Origin of the sequence: Streptomyces sp. NPDC058231 (assembly GCF_042882275.1) — a bacterium.
GTDB lineage: Bacteria > Actinomycetota > Actinomycetes > Streptomycetales > Streptomycetaceae > Streptomyces.
On record NZ_JBHVWN010000082.1, the window covers coordinates 19107 to 35588 of the forward strand.

Consider the following 16482-nt stretch of genomic DNA (forward strand, 5'->3'; position numbering starts at 1 on the left):
AACCGTACCACGACGCGGGGGTGGGGCTTTACCAGCAGATCCTCAGCTGCCCTTGTCCGTCTTGGGCTGGGCCGCTGCCGCCCGCTTCAGTGCGTTCTTCAGATCTTCCTGGGCCTGGCCGTAAGCGGGCCAGTCCTGCTTCTTCAGGGCCGCCTCGCCCTCCGCGTAGGCCTTCTGCGCATCCGTGATCGCCTGCTTCAGCGCGGCGTCGCCGGTGGCTGTCGGCGGCTTCGTGGTGTTACCCGGTGGCCGGGTGGTGTCCTCCGGCGGCGTCGTGGTGTCGGAGCCCTCCACCCCGAAGACCGCGTTGAGCGCCTCCCCGAGGCTGTTCTCGAAGACGGTCTTCGAGCCGTACGAGGCGGCGACCTTGCGCAGCAGCGGATAGTTCTGCGTGCCACCGCGCGTGTACACCGGCTCGACGTAGAGGAAGCCCCCGTCGAGCGGCACCGTCAGCAGGTTGCCGTACTCGATGTCCGAGTCGGTGCCCTTGAGGTTCCTGACGAACTCGGCGACGTCGTCGTTGCCGTTGAGCTCACTCTGTACCTGCCCCGGGCCCTTCACCGTCGTGGTGACTCTGAGCAGTCTTATCGTTCCGTAGTCCTTGCCGGCCGCGTCCGCGTCCACCGCCATGAACGCCCCGAGGTCGGGCCGTCCCTTCGGGGTGAACGTCGTGGTCAGCGAGAACTTCTGAGCCGCCTGATCAGGCATCTTTATGCTCAGGTAGTACGGCGGGACGGCACCGGACTGCTTGTTGGTCGGGTCGTCCGGAACCTGCCAGGCGTCACTGCCGCTGTAGAACTGCGCAGGGTCGGTGACGTGGTAGCGGGTCAGCAGCTCGCGCTGCACCTTGAACAGGTCCTGCGGGTAACGCAGGTGGTCCATCAGGTCCTTGGGGATGTCGGTCCGCGGCTTCACCGTCCCCGGGAACGCCTTGCGCCAGGTCTTGAGGACCGGGTCCTCGGTGTCCCACTCGTACAGCTTAACCTTGCCGTCGTACGCGTCGACGGTGGCCTTCACCGAGTTCCGGATGTAGTTGACCTGGTTCTGCTGGGCGACGACCGCGCGCTGGTTGGTGGTCAGCGAGTCGGCCGTGGTGTCACCGAGCGTCGTACGCGAGGCGTACGGGTACCCGTTGGTGGTGGTGTACGCGTCGACGACCCACTGGATGCGGTGGTTGACCACCGCGGGATACGCGTCGCCGTCAATGGTCAGCCACGGGGCGACCGCCTCGACGCGCTCCTTGGGCGTGCGGTTGTAGAGGATCCGCGAGCCCTCGCCGATGGCCCCCGAGTAGAGGATCTGCGGCTCGCTGAACGACACCGCGTACGCGGCACGGTTGAAGGCGCTGGAGAGGCTGACCCCGCTGTTGCCGTCGTAGCTGGTGGTCTTCTCACCGTCCTCCTCGTAGTCGAGCTCCTTCTGGGGCCCGCCGACGATGGAGTACTGCTCGGTCTTCTCGCCGTAGTAGATCTGCTGTTCGTACCTGCCGAGCTCGCCGGTGGTCGGCAGACCGGACTCGGTGAAGTCCGGGGAACCCTTCGGGTTCTTGCCCGTGGTGGTGCCCCGCGCGGCGATCGCTCCGTAGCCGTGGGTGTAGGTGAAGTGGTCGTTGATCCAGTTGCGCTTGGGGATGCCGTCCAGATTGAGCTCGCGCAGACCGATGACCGTGTCCTGGTCCTTGCCGGCCGGGTCCTTGTAGCGGTCGACGTCCAGCGTCCTGGGGAACTGGTAGTAGTTCCTCTTCTGCTGGAGCTGCTGGAAGGCCGGGGAGACGACGTTGGGGTCCATCACCCGGTAGCTGGCCGCTTCGTCCGCGCCGGCTCGCAGCTTCGCGTCATCGGTCGTGGTGCTCTTGCCCGAGTAGTCGTCCACCTGGGCGTCGTCGATGTCGTACGCGTCACGCGTGGCCTGGATGTTCTTCCGGATGAAGGGGGCTTCCTTGGCCTGCTCGTTCGGCTGGACCTGGAACTTCTGCACGATGGCCGGGTACAGCCCGCCGATCAGGATCGCGGAGAGCACCATCAGACCGAAGCCGATCATCGGGAGCTGCCAGGTGCGGCGCCACAGCGTGGCGAAGAACAGCACCGCGCAGATCGCGGCGATGCAGAACAGGATGGTCTTCGCCGGCAGGTAGGCGTTGGCGTCGACGTAGCGCAGGCCGGTCCAGTTGTCCGTCGCCTTGAAGTCGCTGGACTTCACGGCGAGGCCGTACCGGTCCAGCCAGTACGCCACGGCCTTCAGCGAGACGAAGACGCCGAGCAGCACCGACAGATGGCCGGTGGCCGCGCCGGTCGCCCGCGCGCCGGGGCTGGTGACACGGAGCCCGCCGTACAGGTAGTGGGTCAGCGCGGCGGCGATCAGCGAGAGCACCGTCGCCGCGAAGCCGAAGCCCAGCAGGAAGCGGTACCAGGGCAGGTCGAACGCGTAGAAGGACACGTCCAGGTGGAACTGGGGATCCTTCTGCCCGAACGGGACACCGTTCACGTACATCAGCCACGTGCGCCACTGGCCCGAGGCGGACGCGCCGGCGATCAGTCCGACGAGCGCGGTGATCGCGAGCAGCACCCACCTCTTGTACGGGGCCACGCTCATCCGGTAGCGGTCCAGGCTCTGCTGCTCCAGCGACATCGCGCTCAGCGGCGGCCGGAGCCGGTGCGCGAGCCAGATGTTCACGCCGACGGCGATCGCCATCAGCAGTCCGAAGACGAGGAACAGTCCGATCTTGGTCCACAGGGTGGTGGTGAAGACGGACGAATACGCGACCGACCGGTACCAGAGCCAGTCCGTCCAGAACCCGGCGAACATGACGAACGCCATGGCGAGGATCGCCAGGACGCCCAGTGTCATGAGCAGGGTACGGGCGCGCCGGGACGGGCGGCCGACTCTGGTCCGTGGCCCGGTCGGGCCTCCGCCGCGGTCCGGCATCTGGAAAGCCAACGTGCGCCCCTCGAAGTTCGCGGTCGTGTGAAGCAGGCCCAGCGATCGTAGAGCCCACCTATGCAACTTACTGAGGCTTTACCTAGTTCCCGTTCCGGGGGCGGAAGGAGGCAGGATGTTGGGTATGCCCAACGTTTCCCCCTCAGGCCCTCCGATGGCCGCGAGCCCCCTCACCGTCGCCGTGCTCGAAATCGACGAGTACGCCTCCGGCCTCGGCTGGGACCAGCCGGCCCGGCTCTTCGCCCTCGTCGACACCGCCAAGCTGCGCGCCCAGGAGCCGGGCCTCGCCGCCCAGCTCGGCCTCACCGGCCCCGAGTCGAAGACCGCCGCCCTCACCCCCGTCGAGCAGGACGAGCTTCCACCCGGAAAGGCGCTGGACGAGTTCCTCGCCACGATTGCCTGGCCCGACGCGGTTGCCGGCTGCGCGATGACCGTGGAGCGCCTGATGCTCCCGCCGTCCGCCGAGGCCTCCGTACCGGACGGGCTCAGCGATGCCCAGCTGACCAAGTGGGTCGCCAAGCACCCCGACCGCCAGGAGGTGCGGATGACCGTGGCCGTCCTGCGCAACGGTGCGCGGGAGTCGGCCGTACGGCTCCGGGAGAAGGACTCCCCGAGCGAGGTACTGACGGGCGCGGGCCTGGTACCGGGCCTGGCCGAGGCGCTGGCCGCCACGTTCGAGTCCTGATGTTCCGGGGGGTCCGTAGATCCCCACCGCGGCGGGCGGTGCCGCCCGCCGCGGTACCGCCCGTCCTCCTCGTGCGCGGGCCGGTCAGCTCGCCGAGCAGCTCGGCAGGGCGGCCGTGTCCCCCGTGCGGATCTTCTCCAGCGACTTCTTCGCGTCGTCGATCGTCCTCACCTTCACCAGGGTGAGCCCGCTGGGGGTGTCGGACGCGGCGGCTGCGCAGTTGTCGTCAGGCGTCAGGAAGTACCTGGCGCCCGCGTCGCGCGCGCCGACCAGCTTCATGTTGATGCCACCGATGGGGCCGACCTTGCCCCGGTCGTCGATGGTGCCGGTGCCCGCGACGAACTTGCCGCCGGTCAGCTGGCCGGGGGTCAGCTTGTCGATGATGCCCAGGGAGAACATCAGACCGGCGCTCGGGCCGCCCACGTCGGCGAGCTTGATGTCGATGTCGAACGGGAACGTGTGGTCCGTCCCCGCCTGGATACCGACGATCGCCCGGTTCTCCCCGGTTGCCTTCTTCGTCGTGATGGTGATCTTCTCGGCGCCCGTGGGCTCCTTGCCGGCCTTCTCGGCCGCGGCCGCCGTCCTGGCCGGGATCACCGTGAAGGTGACGTCCTGCCCGGGCTTGTGCTTGGTGACGAGCTTCGCGACGTCCTCGGGCTGCTTGACCGCCGTACCGTCGACGGCCTTGATCAGGTCGCCGGCGTGCAGCTTGCCCTGCGCGGGGCTGCCCTTGATCACCGTGGAGACCACGACGCGCGAGGTCACCGGGATGCCCAGCTCGGTCAGGGCGGCGACCTTGGCGCTCTCCTGCGACTGGCTGAACTCCTCGGCGTTCTCCTGCGTGGACTGTTCCTCGGTCTTGCCGTCCGGGTACAGCGTGTTGTGCGGGACGATCACGCTGTCATGGGCCAGCCAGCCGTAGACGGCCTCGACGAGGTTCATCTTGTAGTCGGCGCCGGTGACCCGGACCGTCGTCATGTTGAGGTTGCCGGACGTCTTGTACGTCGGGTGCCCGGAGATCTGCAGGACCGGTTCGCCGCCGACCTTGCCGAGGGTGTTCACGGTCGGTCCGGGAGACATCTCCGAATACGGCACATCGATCAGCACGCCTGCGCAGAGCAGCGCGATGAGGATCAGCGTGGAGGCGAGCATCGTCGCGGTGCGGCGTGGCATGGAACGACAGTACGGGAAGCGTCTGTCAGTGCACCGCCGGGGCCGGTCCGTACGAGGCGGAGGGGCGGGCACGGTGGTGTGCGGTGGGTTGCGGGCGGTCGGCGCCGCGGTGCGGATCGGCGACTGCGGTCATGCGGTGTGTCTCAGGCAGCGTCGGAACCGGAGTCCGTCTTCTCCATCGCTGCACGGAACCGGGCGTATCCGGCGAGTTCGGTGACATCGCCGGTCGTGCGGTTTCTGGCGGCCCAGCTTCCCCATATCGCAGCACCGAGAGCAGCGAAAAGCGGAATCAACAACCAGGCAAGTGCTGCCATCACTACCTCCCTACCCCATGAGCGACCCACTGACCGATCAGCAGATTAGCCATCTGCAGAAACAACGCTCATGGCAGGGGTGCGGTTACGCAAATCGGGGCGGATTACGGCCCAACCGGTTTGCGCTCAGCAAGCGCCGACCCACTCCTCCGTCCCGTCCGAGAAACGCTGGTGCTTCCAGATCGGAACCTCGTGCTTGAGGTCGTCGATGAGCTTGCGGCACGCCGCGAACGCCTCCGCGCGGTGCGGGCAGGAGACGGCGACGACCACGGCCAGATCCCCCACCGCCAGTTCACCCACACGATGGACTGCGGCCAGTGCCCGGACCGGGTAGTCGGCCACGACCTTCTCGGCCACCCGGCGCATCTCGTCCTGCGCCGACGGATGGCAGGAGTAGCCGAGGGCTCCGACGTCCTGTCCGCCGTCGTGATTGCGCACCGTGCCGACGAAGAGCGCCGTGCCCCCCGCGGCGTCGTCACCGACCGCGCGGAAGATCTCGTCCACCGACAGAGGTGTGTCGCGGATCTCCAGCAGCCGGATCGGGTCCTGAGCAGTCTGCTCACCGGGGTGGTCATGGATGGGTGCCATGCCGCCATGGTGCCGTACCGGGGCCACCTCGCGGAATGTCGCTTTCCACCGGGGGTCCGACGGCCGACTTGGAGCCTTCCACAGTCCCGCTCGCCGACGCCCCTCAGATCAGATGCGGCGACGGGCCTTGCGGGCGCGGCGGACCAGGGCGGCGGTGCCGAGCAGTGCCACGGTCGCGCCGGCCGCTCCCGCGGCGGTGGCGTCCTTGCGGCCGAGCCGGCGTCCGGCCACGGTGTGGCGGCCCTCGACCTCTTCCAGGAGTGCGGCGAGCACCTCTTCGTTGGTCCACCGCGGGCGCCAGCCGGCGTCGTGCAGCCGGCTCACGCTGACCACCCAGGGATGCATCGTGTAGGCGAGGTCCCCCGCCGGGGAGGGGGTGAGCCCGATCCGGTGCAGCCTGGCGGCGGCGCCGAGTGCGACGGCGGACGGCAGCTCCATCCGGCGTACACCGCTGAGCTCCTCGACCTCCTCCTGCTCCAGCCAGCCGTCGCAGCCGACCGCGAACTCGCCGTCGATCTTCTCCAGCGCGGCGTACTCCAGGGCCGTGACCAGGTCCTCGACGTGGCAGAACTGCCAGGCGGGGCGTGACCCGGCGACGACCAGGAGGCGTGGCGACTCGAAGTAGCGGGTCAGCGCCGTGTCCGTACCGCCGACCAGGACGGTGGGACGCACGACGGTGACGTTGAGGCCGGGGTGGGCGCGGGGGGCGCGACGGCCGAGCCGTTCGATCTCCAGGAGGTCGCCGACACCGGTGGCCTCGGCCGTGGCGCGCAGCTCGGCGTCCTCGGCGAGCGGGATGTCGTTGTCGGGAAGGGCCCCGTAGACCATGGCCGAGGTGCAGAGCACGGCCCGGTGGACCCCGGCGGCCGCGGCGGCCGTCAGCACGGTCTGGGTGCCGCGGACGTTGTACGCGGTACGGGCGGCGGGGTCGGTCTCCAGGTCGAGATCGAGCGCCAGGTGGACGACGACGTCTGCGCCGCGCAGCTTCTCCGCGATGGCGGGGTCCCGCACGTCGAGGATGTGCCAGGTCGCCTCGGGGACCTCGCCGCGGCGCTCGTCGATGGCGATGACCTGCTTGATCTCCTCGGAGGCCGCGAGGCGCGCGGTGAGCAGCTCACCGACGCCGGTCGCGGCGCCGGTGATCGCGACGACGGGGCCGCGGCTCTTGGAGCGGCTCTTCGAGGACTTGCTCTCGGGCGAAGGGTCGGCCAGGTTTCGCGCTGCGCGAACCTGAGGATCTGGGGAACTCACCGGGCGTCTCCAGCGGTTGTCTTCAGTACGTACCCGAATGACGCGTACGTACCAGGTGGCGTCCATCCTGCCGCAGGCCGGGAGCCGGCGGAGCACTGAGCCCCGAAGCGGGCATGGTGTCTACGCTGGGTGGTGATGTCGGGCAGTCGCCGTCGGTTCGAGCCGGCGGCCCTACGAGCCGAGGAAACCCGTGAGTGACACCCCATTCGGATTCGGCCTTCCGCCGGAGGAGCCGGAGAACGGCGACGAGGGCAAGAAGAAGGACCCCACCGGAGGTGGGCAGGGTTCGGGCGGGCCTGCGAACCCGTTCGGCTTCGGGCCGGGCGCGGGCGGGGACAACCCGTTCGCGGCGATGTTCGGCACGATGAACCCGAACGATCTGGGAGCAGCCTTCCAGCAGCTCGGCCAGATGCTGAGCTACGAGGGCGGTCCCGTGAACTGGGACATGGCCAAGCAGATCGCACGCCAGACGGTGTCGCAGGGCACGCCGGACGGCACCAAGGACGCGAGCGTAGGTCCGTCGGAGCGGTCCGCGGTCGACGAGGCGCTGCGACTGGCCGATCACTGGCTGGACGGTGTGACGTCACTTCCCTCCGGGTCGTTCTCCTCCGTGGCGTGGAGCCGTGCGGAGTGGGTCGAGGAGTCCCTCCCCGCCTGGCAGAAGCTGGTCGACCCGGTCGCGGAGCGTGTCGGCCTGGCCATGGGCGATGTGCTGCCCGAGGAGATGCAGGCGATGGCGGGCCCGCTGATCGGCATGATGCGGTCGATGGGTGGCGCGATGTTCGGCCAGCAGATCGGGCAGGCCGTGGGTGTGCTGGCGGGCGAGGTGGTCGGCTCGACCGACATCGGGCTGCCGTTGGGCCCGGCGGGCAAGGCCGCGCTGCTTCCGCTGAACGTCGAGCGGTTCGGCAAGGACCTCAGCGTGCCGCAGGAGGAGGTGCGGCTGTATCTGGCCCTGCGTGAGGCCGCCCACCAGCGGCTCTTCGCTCATGTGCCGTGGCTGCGTTCGCACCTGTTCGGCGCCGTCGAGGGCTACGCGCGCGGGATCAAGGTCGACACCAGCAAGCTGGAGGACGTGGTCGGCCAGTTCGACCCGTCACAGCCGGAGCAGCTGCAGGACGCGCTTCAGCAGGGCATGTTCCAGCCGGAGGACACCCCGGAGCAGAAGGCCGCGCTGGCCCGGCTGGAGACGGCGCTCGCGCTGGTCGAGGGCTGGGTGGACGCGGTGGTCCACGAGGCCGCGAGGACGCGCCTGACCTCGGCGGACGCTCTGCGCGAGACGATGCGCAGGCGCCGTGCCTCCGGCGGCCCGGCCGAGCAGACCTTCGCCACGCTGATCGGGCTGCAGCTGCGGCCGCGGCGGCTGCGGGACGCCTCGCGGCTGTGGGCGTCGCTCACGGACGCGCGTGGTCTCGACGGACGCGACGCGCTCTGGGAGCACCCGGACATGCTGCCGACCGCTGCCGACCTGGACGACCCCGACGCGTTCGTGCACCACGAGCAGCTGGACTTCTCCGAGCTGGACAAGATGCTGGGCGAGGCCGCGAAGGGGCACCGGCATTCCGCGGAGGGCGCGGGCGACGCGGACGGCAAGGACGAATCGGACGGCGCGGGCGACAGCGACGGCGACGGCGACGGCAAGGACGGCACCGACCGGTGAGCCTGTACGACGACGCCGTCCTCGTACTGAAGAGGTACGAGGACCCGGTGGACCCCGACCCGGACCAGGAGGAGCTGCGCCAGGTCTATCTGGACCATCTGGCGCGGCACCCGGACGGCATGTGGAAGGCCTGCGGGGCCGGTCACCTCACGGCCAGCGCGCTGGTCGTCGATCCGGAGCGCGGGCGGGTTCTGCTGACGCTGCACCGGAAACTGCAGATGTGGCTCCAGATGGGCGGCCACTGCGAGCCGGAGGACGCCACCCTGGCGGCCGCGGCGCTGCGGGAGGCCACCGAGGAGTCCGGCATCAGCGGACTGACTCTGCTGTCCGGCGGTCCGGTGGTGCTGGACCGGCACCCGATCCCGGCACCCTGCCACTGGCATCTGGATGTGCAGTACGCCGCGCTGGCGCCGGCGGGCGCGACGGAGCAGATCAGCGACGAGTCGCTGGATCTGCACTGGTTCGGGTACGACGAGGTGGCCGAGGTCGCCGATGCGTCGGTCGTACGCCTGGTGGCGCGCACCCGCGCGGCGCTGGAGGGCGGGCGGCAGCCGTAACGGCCGGATCGGTAGGGGCGGCCTCCGGGGAGACCGCCCCTACCCGTGTGTGGCGGCTCAGTTCCAGGCGTTGTTCTGGTTCTGGGCGTGCGCTCCCTGCTGGCCCATGCCGTACTGGGCACGCAGCCCCTGCCCGATCTGGGCACTCTGCGGGGGCAGTACCTCGCTCGGCTGGACCAGGGCGAAGCCCTGTCCCAGGAAGCTGAGCTCCCAGCCCTCACCGGTGTTGCCGCGCCGCCGCCAGACGCCCGAGGAGTGCGTCTGGGCCTGCATCTGCACGCGCAGCGAGCTGGACCAGGCGACGATCGCGTCGGCGTCAACGTTGACGTACTTGTCGGGTGTGACCTGCATCATCAGCGGCTGGCCCGAGGTCATCAGCGCGACCTTGCCGGTGCCGGAGATGTTGAGCTGGTACTTGCCGGTGCCCGAGATGCCGTACTGGCTGTCCACGGCGATGACCTCGGTGTGCAGCGAGGAGTCGAGCGCCAGGACGTAGGCGCTGTCCACCGTCATTCCGTCGTGGCCGACGTCCACGACGTGCACGTGCTGCGCGAGGTTGGCGAGGTAGACGGTGCCCTGCCCCGAGCAGCGCATCAGGTCCAGGCCCTCACCGGTGCGCGCCCGGGCGTTGCGCTGCCCGTGCGACTGGTACTCGCCGTCGAACTCCATCAGTCCCTGGTACGCGACCATGGCGCCCTTACGGGCGAGGACATCGTCGTGGCCGGTCAGCGAGACCCGCAGGAGCTGCGGGTTCTGCAGGGTGTACCGGTCCTGGGACTGCTGCTCCGTGTAGCTGAAGAGCGGACTCTGCATGGTGTGTTCTCTCCCTCCCCGTCAGTTCCGGACCCGCAGGCGGTCCGTACTGTCCTCGCTCGGCTGGACGACGACGATGCCCTGGCCGGAGAACGCCATCTGGTACGCCTCGCCGCTTCCCCGCCCGATGAGCGAGGAGGCCTTGAAGCTGCGCTTGCCCTTCACCTTGAGGTTCGGGGACCACGCCACGAGGGCGTCCGGGTCGACGTAGGTCTCGTCCTCCCCGCGTCCGCAGTCGACGACGATCGGCGTGCCGCGCGAGGTGATGGCGACCCAGCCGGTGCCGGCGATGCAGACGTTCCACAGGCCCTGGCCCGCGAACTTGGCCAGCCCCTTGACGCGCTCGACGCCCCAGGTGAGGTGGCCGTCGAAGGCGAGGACGTTGGTGCCGTTGACCGAGAGGGAGTCGTTGTTGAGGTTGATGACGACCACGTCGGCGCTGTAGTCGGCGAGGTAGAGCAGCCCGTCACCGGCGCACTTCATCAGGGGTGCGCCCTCGCCGGTGATCCACTGGGAGGCGATCTGGCGGACGGCGGGCGGGTTGGGCTCGTACTGGATGAAGCCCTCGTACGACACCATCGAGCCGGTGCGTGCGTAGAGGTCCTGGCCGGTGGCCATCGCGACCTTGAGCATCGTGCGGCCGTGGTTCTCCATACGGGCCGCGACGGGGGTCGGGGCGAAGCCCGCGAGTTGCTGGTTCATGACGGGCTCCCTCAGACCTCGTAGGGCTGGACGACGATGAAGTTGCCGGGGGCGCCCCGGAACTGCAGGTTGACGGTCTCTCCGCTGTGCCCGGGGTACGCGTTGCGGCGCAGCCGGACCTGGCTGGAGATGATCACCTGGGCCGCTGACGACCAGGCCACGACAGCGTTGCAGTCGGCGAACGTGGTCGGGGTGACCGGAAGGACGACGGGCACTCCGTGCGTCTTGACGACGACCGTGCCGGTGCCCTGGAACTGCATGGTGAACAGGGCTCCGCCGGGGATGCCGTGGCCCTCGATCCGGCGGACCTCGTACTGCAGGGACTCGTCGAAGGCGAGGACGCTCTCCGCGGAGACGCAGATGCCGTCGCCCTGGAGCTCGATCGCGTGCAGATGGGAGCCGTCCTCGGCGAGGAACACCTGACCGCGGCCGGTGCACCGCATCAGCTGCATTTCCTGACCGGTCGCGTTCCCGACGACCCGGCCGGCGAATCCGGCGCCCTTGTAGCCGAAGTCGACCTTGCCCTGATACATCACCATGGAGCCCTGCCGGGCGAGCACCGGCGTGCCGCCCATGGTGAGGTCGACCCGCATGAGCTGCTGGTTCTGCGGGGTCCAACGCTGACCGGTGGCCGTCTCCTTGTACGGCTGGAGGGCGGCCTGGAGCCCGGCACCGGCCTGCGGCATCCCCTGGGGCACACCGGGAGGCTGCTGCCCGAACGGAGCCGGAGGCTGCTGCCCGAACGGAGCGGGAGCCTGCTGGCCGTAGGGGGCGGCGGGCACGGTCTGGCCGGGGACCTGTCCGAACTGCGGCTGCTGGGGCGGCTGTCCCGGCTGCCCGTACGGAGCGGGTGCGGGCGAGGGCGGCGGCACGGTGCCACCGGGCGGCGCGATCGGTGCCGCGATCGTCGGCGCGGCGTGCATCTGCTGCTGCGGGGCGGGGGCGGGGGCGCCGAAGGACGGAGCGGGCTGCGGAACCTGCGGGGCTGCCGGGGCGCCGAACGACGGGGCGGGCGCCTGCGCGGGCGGGGCGAACGACGGGGCCGCTGTCTGCGGCGCGGCGGGTGCCTCCTCGGCGACCTCACCGCCGAAGTTCTTCAGCAGCGCGTCGAGACCGCCGTCGAAGCCCTGGCCGACGGCGGCGAACCGCCACACGTCCTTCAGGTAGAAGTCGCCCAGCATCACCGCGCGCTCGGTGGTGAACTCCGAGCCGTTGAAGGCGTACCTGACGACTTCTTCGCCGCCCGCGACGATCCGGATGTAGCCCGGACCGACCTGTGACATCTGGCCGGCGCCGTCGACGGTCGCGGTGAACGACAGTTTGTGGATGTTCGCCGGAATGCGGTCCAGGGTGACGCGGAACGACTCGGTGTCACCGGACTGGGCGCCGAGGAGCTGAATGGACTCCTCGGGCGATTTCGGCTGGTTGAAGAAGATGAAATAGCGGTCGTCGGAGAGCTGCTCATCAGCATCGAGGCCGAAGCAACTGATGTCGAAGGTCAGTCCCGGACCGGCGATCTGCACACCTACGTACAGATCCGTCCCCGGCGTGAGATCACTGATCTTGGCCTTGTGGCCGCGCTGGAATTCCCTGGCCATGCGTAACGACCGTCCCCCATCCCGAATGTGAATGCGTCGCGCCAGGCTAACCGCAAACCCCGACATCGGGCCGAGTCGGTACACACCCGGTACAGAATCGACGAACGTCACTCGCCGCGCGCGGCGGGCAGATGCGGCAGCCGGTCGGCCGCCACCACTCCTTCGAGGTATCCGCGCGCCCGCTCGGTACGCGGATACGCCTCCAGCAGCCGCCAGAACCGCGGACCGTGACCGGGCACCAGCAGATGCGCCAGCTCGTGGAGGAGTACGTAGTCGACCACGTACTCCGGCATGCCCTGCAGCCGGTGCGACAGACGGATGCTGCCCTCCGCAGGGGTGCACGAACCCCATCGGGTGTTCTGATTGGTCACCCAGCGCACCGAGTCGGGTCTGGCCCGGCCGTCGAAATACAGGGCGGACAACCGTGCGGCCCGCTCGACGAGTTCGCTGTCGCCGATGATCTGCTTGCGCTCCTGGGCCGCGAGCTTGTCGAGCATCACGGTCACCCAGCGCTGTTCCTCCGCCTCCGACATCCGGGCGGGGATCAGCACGATGGTGCGGTCGCCCTCGCGGTACGCGGAGACCGTCCGGCTGCGGCGGCTGCTCCTGCGGACCTCGACCGCGCTCGTCACGGCGACGCGGGACGGCGGGTGACTGGCCGCGCTGCGCTGCTGGTCCTTGGCGCTGCGCGCGGAGGTCTCCCCGGCGAAGCCGGAGTAGGGGTCGGCGGGCACGCCCCGACGTTACCCGCTGTCAGTAGGGGAAGTCCCGCCTCCGGGACGGTTCACACATGATCCACTCCACGGCGTGCACCATTTGAATGACTAATGCCCCATGCCTGTGGACAACTTTCCGCACACTTCGGCGCCGGCATGCATTCTGACAACGGATCTCGCGAAGCTCCGGGCCACGGCCCGCGCACGGAGACCACGGAGATCAGAGACGGCAGCAGGAACGGACACCGGCCGGGGGAAGCCATGCATCCGATGTTGAAGCCCGCACTGCGCCGCGCGTGGCGCGGCAGGAACACCGTGCAATTCGGAGTGACGCCCGCCCACGCGGTGAAGGTCGGTCCGACGGACATCGCCACGGGCAGTTTCCTGGAACTGCTCGACGGAACGCGCGGCATGCCGCTGCTGCATGAGGAGGCCAGGACGCTGAATCTGACGGAACACCAAGTGGACACCCTCGTCTCACGGTTGGCACAGGCGGGGCTGATCGACGATGTACGGGCGGGCGGTCCGGAGGCGGACGCGTTGCGGAACCGCTCCGACGTCCTGGAGCGGCAGGGACCCGACCTCGCGTCGCTCTCGGTCGTCCACCCCGAACCGGGCGGTGCGTTGAGGCGGTTGGCGGCCCGCCGGGCGATGCGGGTGCAGGTCCGGGGCGCGGGCAGGGTCGGCGCGACGATCGCCGCGGTGCTGTCCGGGTCCGGGGTCGGCCGGGTGGAGGTCCTGGACGGCGGGGTCACCGAGCCGTCGGACGTGGCGCCCGGTGGGCTCCCGGTGACCGCGGTCGGAGAGCGCAGGGACACCGCCGCCCGCCAGTTGGTGCGCCGGTCGGCCCCCGGCCCGGCACCGCGCACCGGGGAGGACACGGGTGGCGCCAGGGTCCGTGGCGCTGCGGCCGGTGCCGGTCCCGGGTTGTCCTTGATCGTGGTGGCCCCCAGGGACGGTCTCGCGGTGTACGCTCCCGACCCGCGTGGAGCCGAACCGTGGATCGACTCGGGCACTCCGCATCTCTATGCGGGAGTGATCGAGGCCACCGGTGTGGTCGGTCCGCTGGTCCTGCCCGGCGGCACCGGGTGCGCGGGATGCCTGGACCTTCACCGCACGGATCGGGATCCGCAGTGGCCACGGATGCTGGCGCAGTGGCGGTCCGGGCGGCGCAACGCCGTGCAGGCATGCGATCTGGGGCTTGCGACAGCGGTGGCCGGTTTCGCCGCGGCCCAGGCGCTGGCGTTTCTGGACGGTGAGCTGCCTGCCGCGACGGGGGCCCGGTGGGAAGCCGCGCTGCCGCTGTTGGACTGGCGGTCGGAGCGGATCGGGCCGCACCTCAACTGCTCCTGCGGGGCGGTTGGGCACACTGGGAGGGAGCGCGCCTCCGGGCTCGGCTCGCCGCACGACACAATGGCCGGGTAACCACCTTATGCGGCACGGCAGTCTGGGAATTGGAGGGGCGTATGTCTGATCTTCCCCGGAAAGCGGTCACCCGTACGGCCAAATTGGCCGCGCTGCCGCTGGGCTTCGCCGGGCGTGCCACCTGGGGTCTGGGCAAGCGCATCGGCGGCAAGTCCGCGGAGATGGTGGCCCGCGAGCTCCAGCAGCGCACGGCGGACCAGCTCTTCCGCACCCTGGGAGAGCTGAAGGGGGGTGCCATGAAGCTCGGCCAGGCCCTGTCCGTCTTCGAGTCGGCGCTGCCGGAGGAGGTCGCCGGGCCGTACCGGGCGGCGCTCACCAAGCTCCAGGAGGCCGCTCCCCCCATGCCGACGCGCACGGTGCACGCGGTGCTGGCGGAACGGCTCGGTGAGGACTGGCGGGACCTCTTCGCCGAATTCGACGACAGGCCGTCGGCCGCCGCCTCCATCGGACAGGTGCACCGCGCCGTCTGGCACGACGGGCGGGAAGTCGCGGTGAAGGTGCAGTACCCGGGCGCCGGCGAGGCTCTGCTCTCCGATCTGACCCAACTCAGCCGATTCGCCCGCCTGCTCGGCCCGCTGATCCCGGGGATGGACATCAAGCCGCTCATCACGGAGCTGCGTGACCGGGTGTCGGAGGAGCTGGACTACGAGTTGGAGGCGCAGTCGCAGCGGGAGCACGCGGAGGAGTTCGCGAACGATCCGGATGTGGTGATCCCCGATGTGGTGCACCAGTCCGATCAGGTGCTGGTGACGGAGTGGATCGACGGTGTCCCGCTTTCCGAGGTGATCGCGGAGGGCACCCAGGCACAACGCGACCGGGCGGGTCAGCTGCTGGCGCGTTTCCTCTTCTCGGGCCCGGCGCGTACGGGTCTGCTGCACGCGGACCCTCATCCGGGCAACTTCCGGCTGCTCCCCGCGGAGGGGGACGAGCACACGGACGGCGGCGTGGGCGGAGAAGCAGCAGGCGACCTGACCGGGCAGTGGCGGCTCGGAGTGCTGGATTTCGGCACGGTGGACCGGCTGCCGGGCGGGCTGCCCCAGCCCATCGGGGACTCGTTGCGGCTGACGTCGGAGCGCGACGCGGAGGCGGTGTACGAGCTGCTCCGGGAGGAGGGCTTCGTCAAGGATTCGATCGATCTCGACCCGGACGCGGTACTCGACTACCTTCTGCCGATCATCGAGCCGGCGCAGGTGGAGGAGTTCACCTTCACCCGCGGCTGGATGCGCAATCAGGCGGCACGGATAGCAGATCCCCGTTCCCCTGCCCATCAGCTGGGGAAGCAGCTGAATCTGCCGCCCGCCTATCTGCTCATACACCGGGTGACTCTGAGCACGATCGGCGTGCTGTGCCAGCTGAACGCGACGGTGCGGCTGCGGGACGAACTGGAGTCCTGGGTCCCGGGGTTCCTGCCCGTCGGGAACGTGCCCGCTCAGGAGCCGATCGAGGACGCGCCGATGGACGGCCGACTGCTTGAGGACGAGCTGCCGGACGACGAGCCGGTGGACGACGATCTGCTGGACGACGAGTTCGCGGGCAAGGTGCCGGGCCGCGGGTCCGTCGCTCCGGGACTCGTGGGCGAGGCGGCCGCCGAGGGTTGAGCCCCGCCCCCGCGGGTGTCCGGGCAGGCCCCGGGGCCCGCGGCGCCCGTCCGGGGAAGGGCGGGCGCCGGGCAGGGGTGTCACCACCAGGCCGAGTCGAGGCGCCCCTCGATCGCTCTGATGTGGGTGCGGGCGCAGGTGTCGCAGAAGTACTGCCGTCTGCCGTTCTCCACGGAACAGATCCAGGTCGGCGGTGGGTGCACGCTTTCGGCGGCGGTGCCGCACAGGTCACACACCGTGACCTCGGCAGCCGGCTGTGCGGGGTGATGAGTCTCCTCGTCCACCTCGTGACGATAACTCCGTCGCCGTCGCGCGGCGCGGCACCACACACCACGACCGCGGGGGCGGGGGGGGGGGTCCCGCCGCCCCGCCGGGGGGCGTCTACGACGCCGGGCGGGCGCGGGGGCGGCCGCCGCGGGGTGGGGGGTGGGGGGGGGGGGGGGCGGAGCCCCCACGGCGCCGCCC

General features: G+C 70.0%; 15 protein-coding genes. 5 read left to right on the forward strand and 10 right to left on the reverse strand.

What is annotated here, in order from left to right:
• Window positions 1–42: 42 nt before the first annotated feature.
• A complete protein-coding gene (locus ACFVXE_RS33795) occupies window positions 43–2925 on the reverse strand; it encodes a UPF0182 family protein (RefSeq protein WP_389677028.1) in 2883 nt (960 codons plus the stop codon).
• 127 nt (window positions 2926–3052) lie between these two features.
• Here ACFVXE_RS33795 and ACFVXE_RS33800 point away from each other — a divergent pair, with 127 nt between their 5' ends.
• Window positions 3053–3622, forward strand: coding sequence for a PPA1309 family protein (locus ACFVXE_RS33800; RefSeq protein ID WP_389677002.1), 570 nt, complete (start codon window positions 3053–3055; stop codon window positions 3620–3622).
• An 84-nt stretch (window positions 3623–3706) separates the two neighbouring features.
• On the opposite strand, the gene ACFVXE_RS33805 is transcribed toward ACFVXE_RS33800, so the two are convergent.
• The 4 genes from ACFVXE_RS33805 to ACFVXE_RS33820 all read right to left on the reverse strand — a co-directional run bounded on the left by ACFVXE_RS33805 (window position 3707) and on the right by ACFVXE_RS33820 (window position 6948).
• The gene (locus ACFVXE_RS33805; RefSeq protein WP_389677003.1) at window positions 3707–4795 is read right to left on the reverse strand and encodes a PDZ domain-containing protein; all 1089 of its coding nucleotides are present in this window, start codon (window positions 4793–4795) and stop codon (window positions 3707–3709) included.
• Window positions 4796–4938: 143 nt separating this feature from the next.
• Window positions 4939–5109: a hypothetical protein gene (locus tag ACFVXE_RS33810; RefSeq protein WP_389677005.1), complete on the reverse strand. Its 171-nt coding sequence runs from the start codon at window positions 5107–5109 to the stop codon at window positions 4939–4941.
• A gap of 126 nt (window positions 5110–5235) precedes the next feature.
• Complete coding sequence (locus ACFVXE_RS33815; protein WP_389677006.1) at window positions 5236–5697, reverse strand: molybdenum cofactor biosynthesis protein MoaE; 462 nt, start codon at window positions 5695–5697, stop codon at window positions 5236–5238.
• A gap of 108 nt (window positions 5698–5805) precedes the next feature.
• Window positions 5806–6948: an SDR family oxidoreductase gene (locus ACFVXE_RS33820; protein WP_389677008.1), complete on the reverse strand. Its 1143-nt coding sequence runs from the start codon at window positions 6946–6948 to the stop codon at window positions 5806–5808.
• 190 nt (window positions 6949–7138) lie between these two features.
• On the opposite strand from ACFVXE_RS33820, the gene ACFVXE_RS33825 reads away from it, so the two are divergent.
• Both ACFVXE_RS33825 and ACFVXE_RS33830 read left to right on the forward strand, forming a co-directional pair.
• Entirely contained in the window at window positions 7139–8608 is a 1470-nt protein-coding gene (locus tag ACFVXE_RS33825) for a zinc-dependent metalloprotease (RefSeq protein ID WP_389677010.1), read from the forward strand.
• Entirely contained in the window at window positions 8605–9165 is a 561-nt protein-coding gene (locus ACFVXE_RS33830; protein ID WP_389677012.1) for an NUDIX hydrolase, read from the forward strand. Before ACFVXE_RS33825 ends, ACFVXE_RS33830 begins: the two co-directional genes overlap by 4 nt.
• A 57-nt stretch (window positions 9166–9222) precedes the next feature.
• Here the strand turns inward: ACFVXE_RS33830 and ACFVXE_RS33835 are convergent, their stop codons facing one another.
• From ACFVXE_RS33835 to ACFVXE_RS33850, 4 genes are all read right to left on the reverse strand, one after another.
• Complete coding sequence (locus ACFVXE_RS33835; protein ID WP_389677014.1) at window positions 9223–9978, reverse strand: AIM24 family protein; 756 nt, start codon at window positions 9976–9978, stop codon at window positions 9223–9225.
• Between the two features lie 21 nt (window positions 9979–9999).
• Window positions 10000–10680, reverse strand: a complete 681-nt coding sequence (locus tag ACFVXE_RS33840; protein ID WP_389677016.1) for an AIM24 family protein — start codon at window positions 10678–10680, stop codon at window positions 10000–10002.
• Window positions 10681–10691: 11 nt separating this feature from the next.
• Complete coding sequence (locus ACFVXE_RS33845) at window positions 10692–12278, reverse strand: TerD family protein (protein ID WP_389677018.1); 1587 nt, start codon at window positions 12276–12278, stop codon at window positions 10692–10694.
• 107 nt (window positions 12279–12385) lie between these two features.
• The gene (locus tag ACFVXE_RS33850; RefSeq protein ID WP_389677020.1) at window positions 12386–13012 is read right to left on the reverse strand and encodes a M48 family metallopeptidase; all 627 of its coding nucleotides are present in this window, start codon (window positions 13010–13012) and stop codon (window positions 12386–12388) included.
• A 243-nt stretch (window positions 13013–13255) separates the two neighbouring features.
• On the opposite strand from ACFVXE_RS33850, the gene ACFVXE_RS33855 reads away from it, so the two are divergent.
• Window positions 13256–14419 carry a ThiF family adenylyltransferase gene (locus ACFVXE_RS33855; RefSeq protein ID WP_389677022.1) on the forward strand — a complete coding sequence of 388 codons (1164 nt, stop codon included), beginning with the start codon at window positions 13256–13258 and terminating at the stop codon, window positions 14417–14419.
• 41 nt (window positions 14420–14460) lie between these two features.
• Window positions 14461–16017 carry an ABC1 kinase family protein gene (locus tag ACFVXE_RS33860; protein WP_389677024.1) on the forward strand — a complete coding sequence of 519 codons (1557 nt, stop codon included), beginning with the start codon at window positions 14461–14463 and terminating at the stop codon, window positions 16015–16017.
• Window positions 16018–16097: 80 nt separating this feature from the next.
• On the opposite strand, the gene ACFVXE_RS33865 is transcribed toward ACFVXE_RS33860, so the two are convergent.
• Window positions 16098–16301 (reverse strand): hypothetical protein, encoded by a 204-nt coding sequence (locus ACFVXE_RS33865; protein ID WP_389677026.1) that lies wholly within the window; start codon window positions 16299–16301, stop codon window positions 16098–16100.
• Window positions 16302–16482 lie beyond the last annotated feature (181 nt).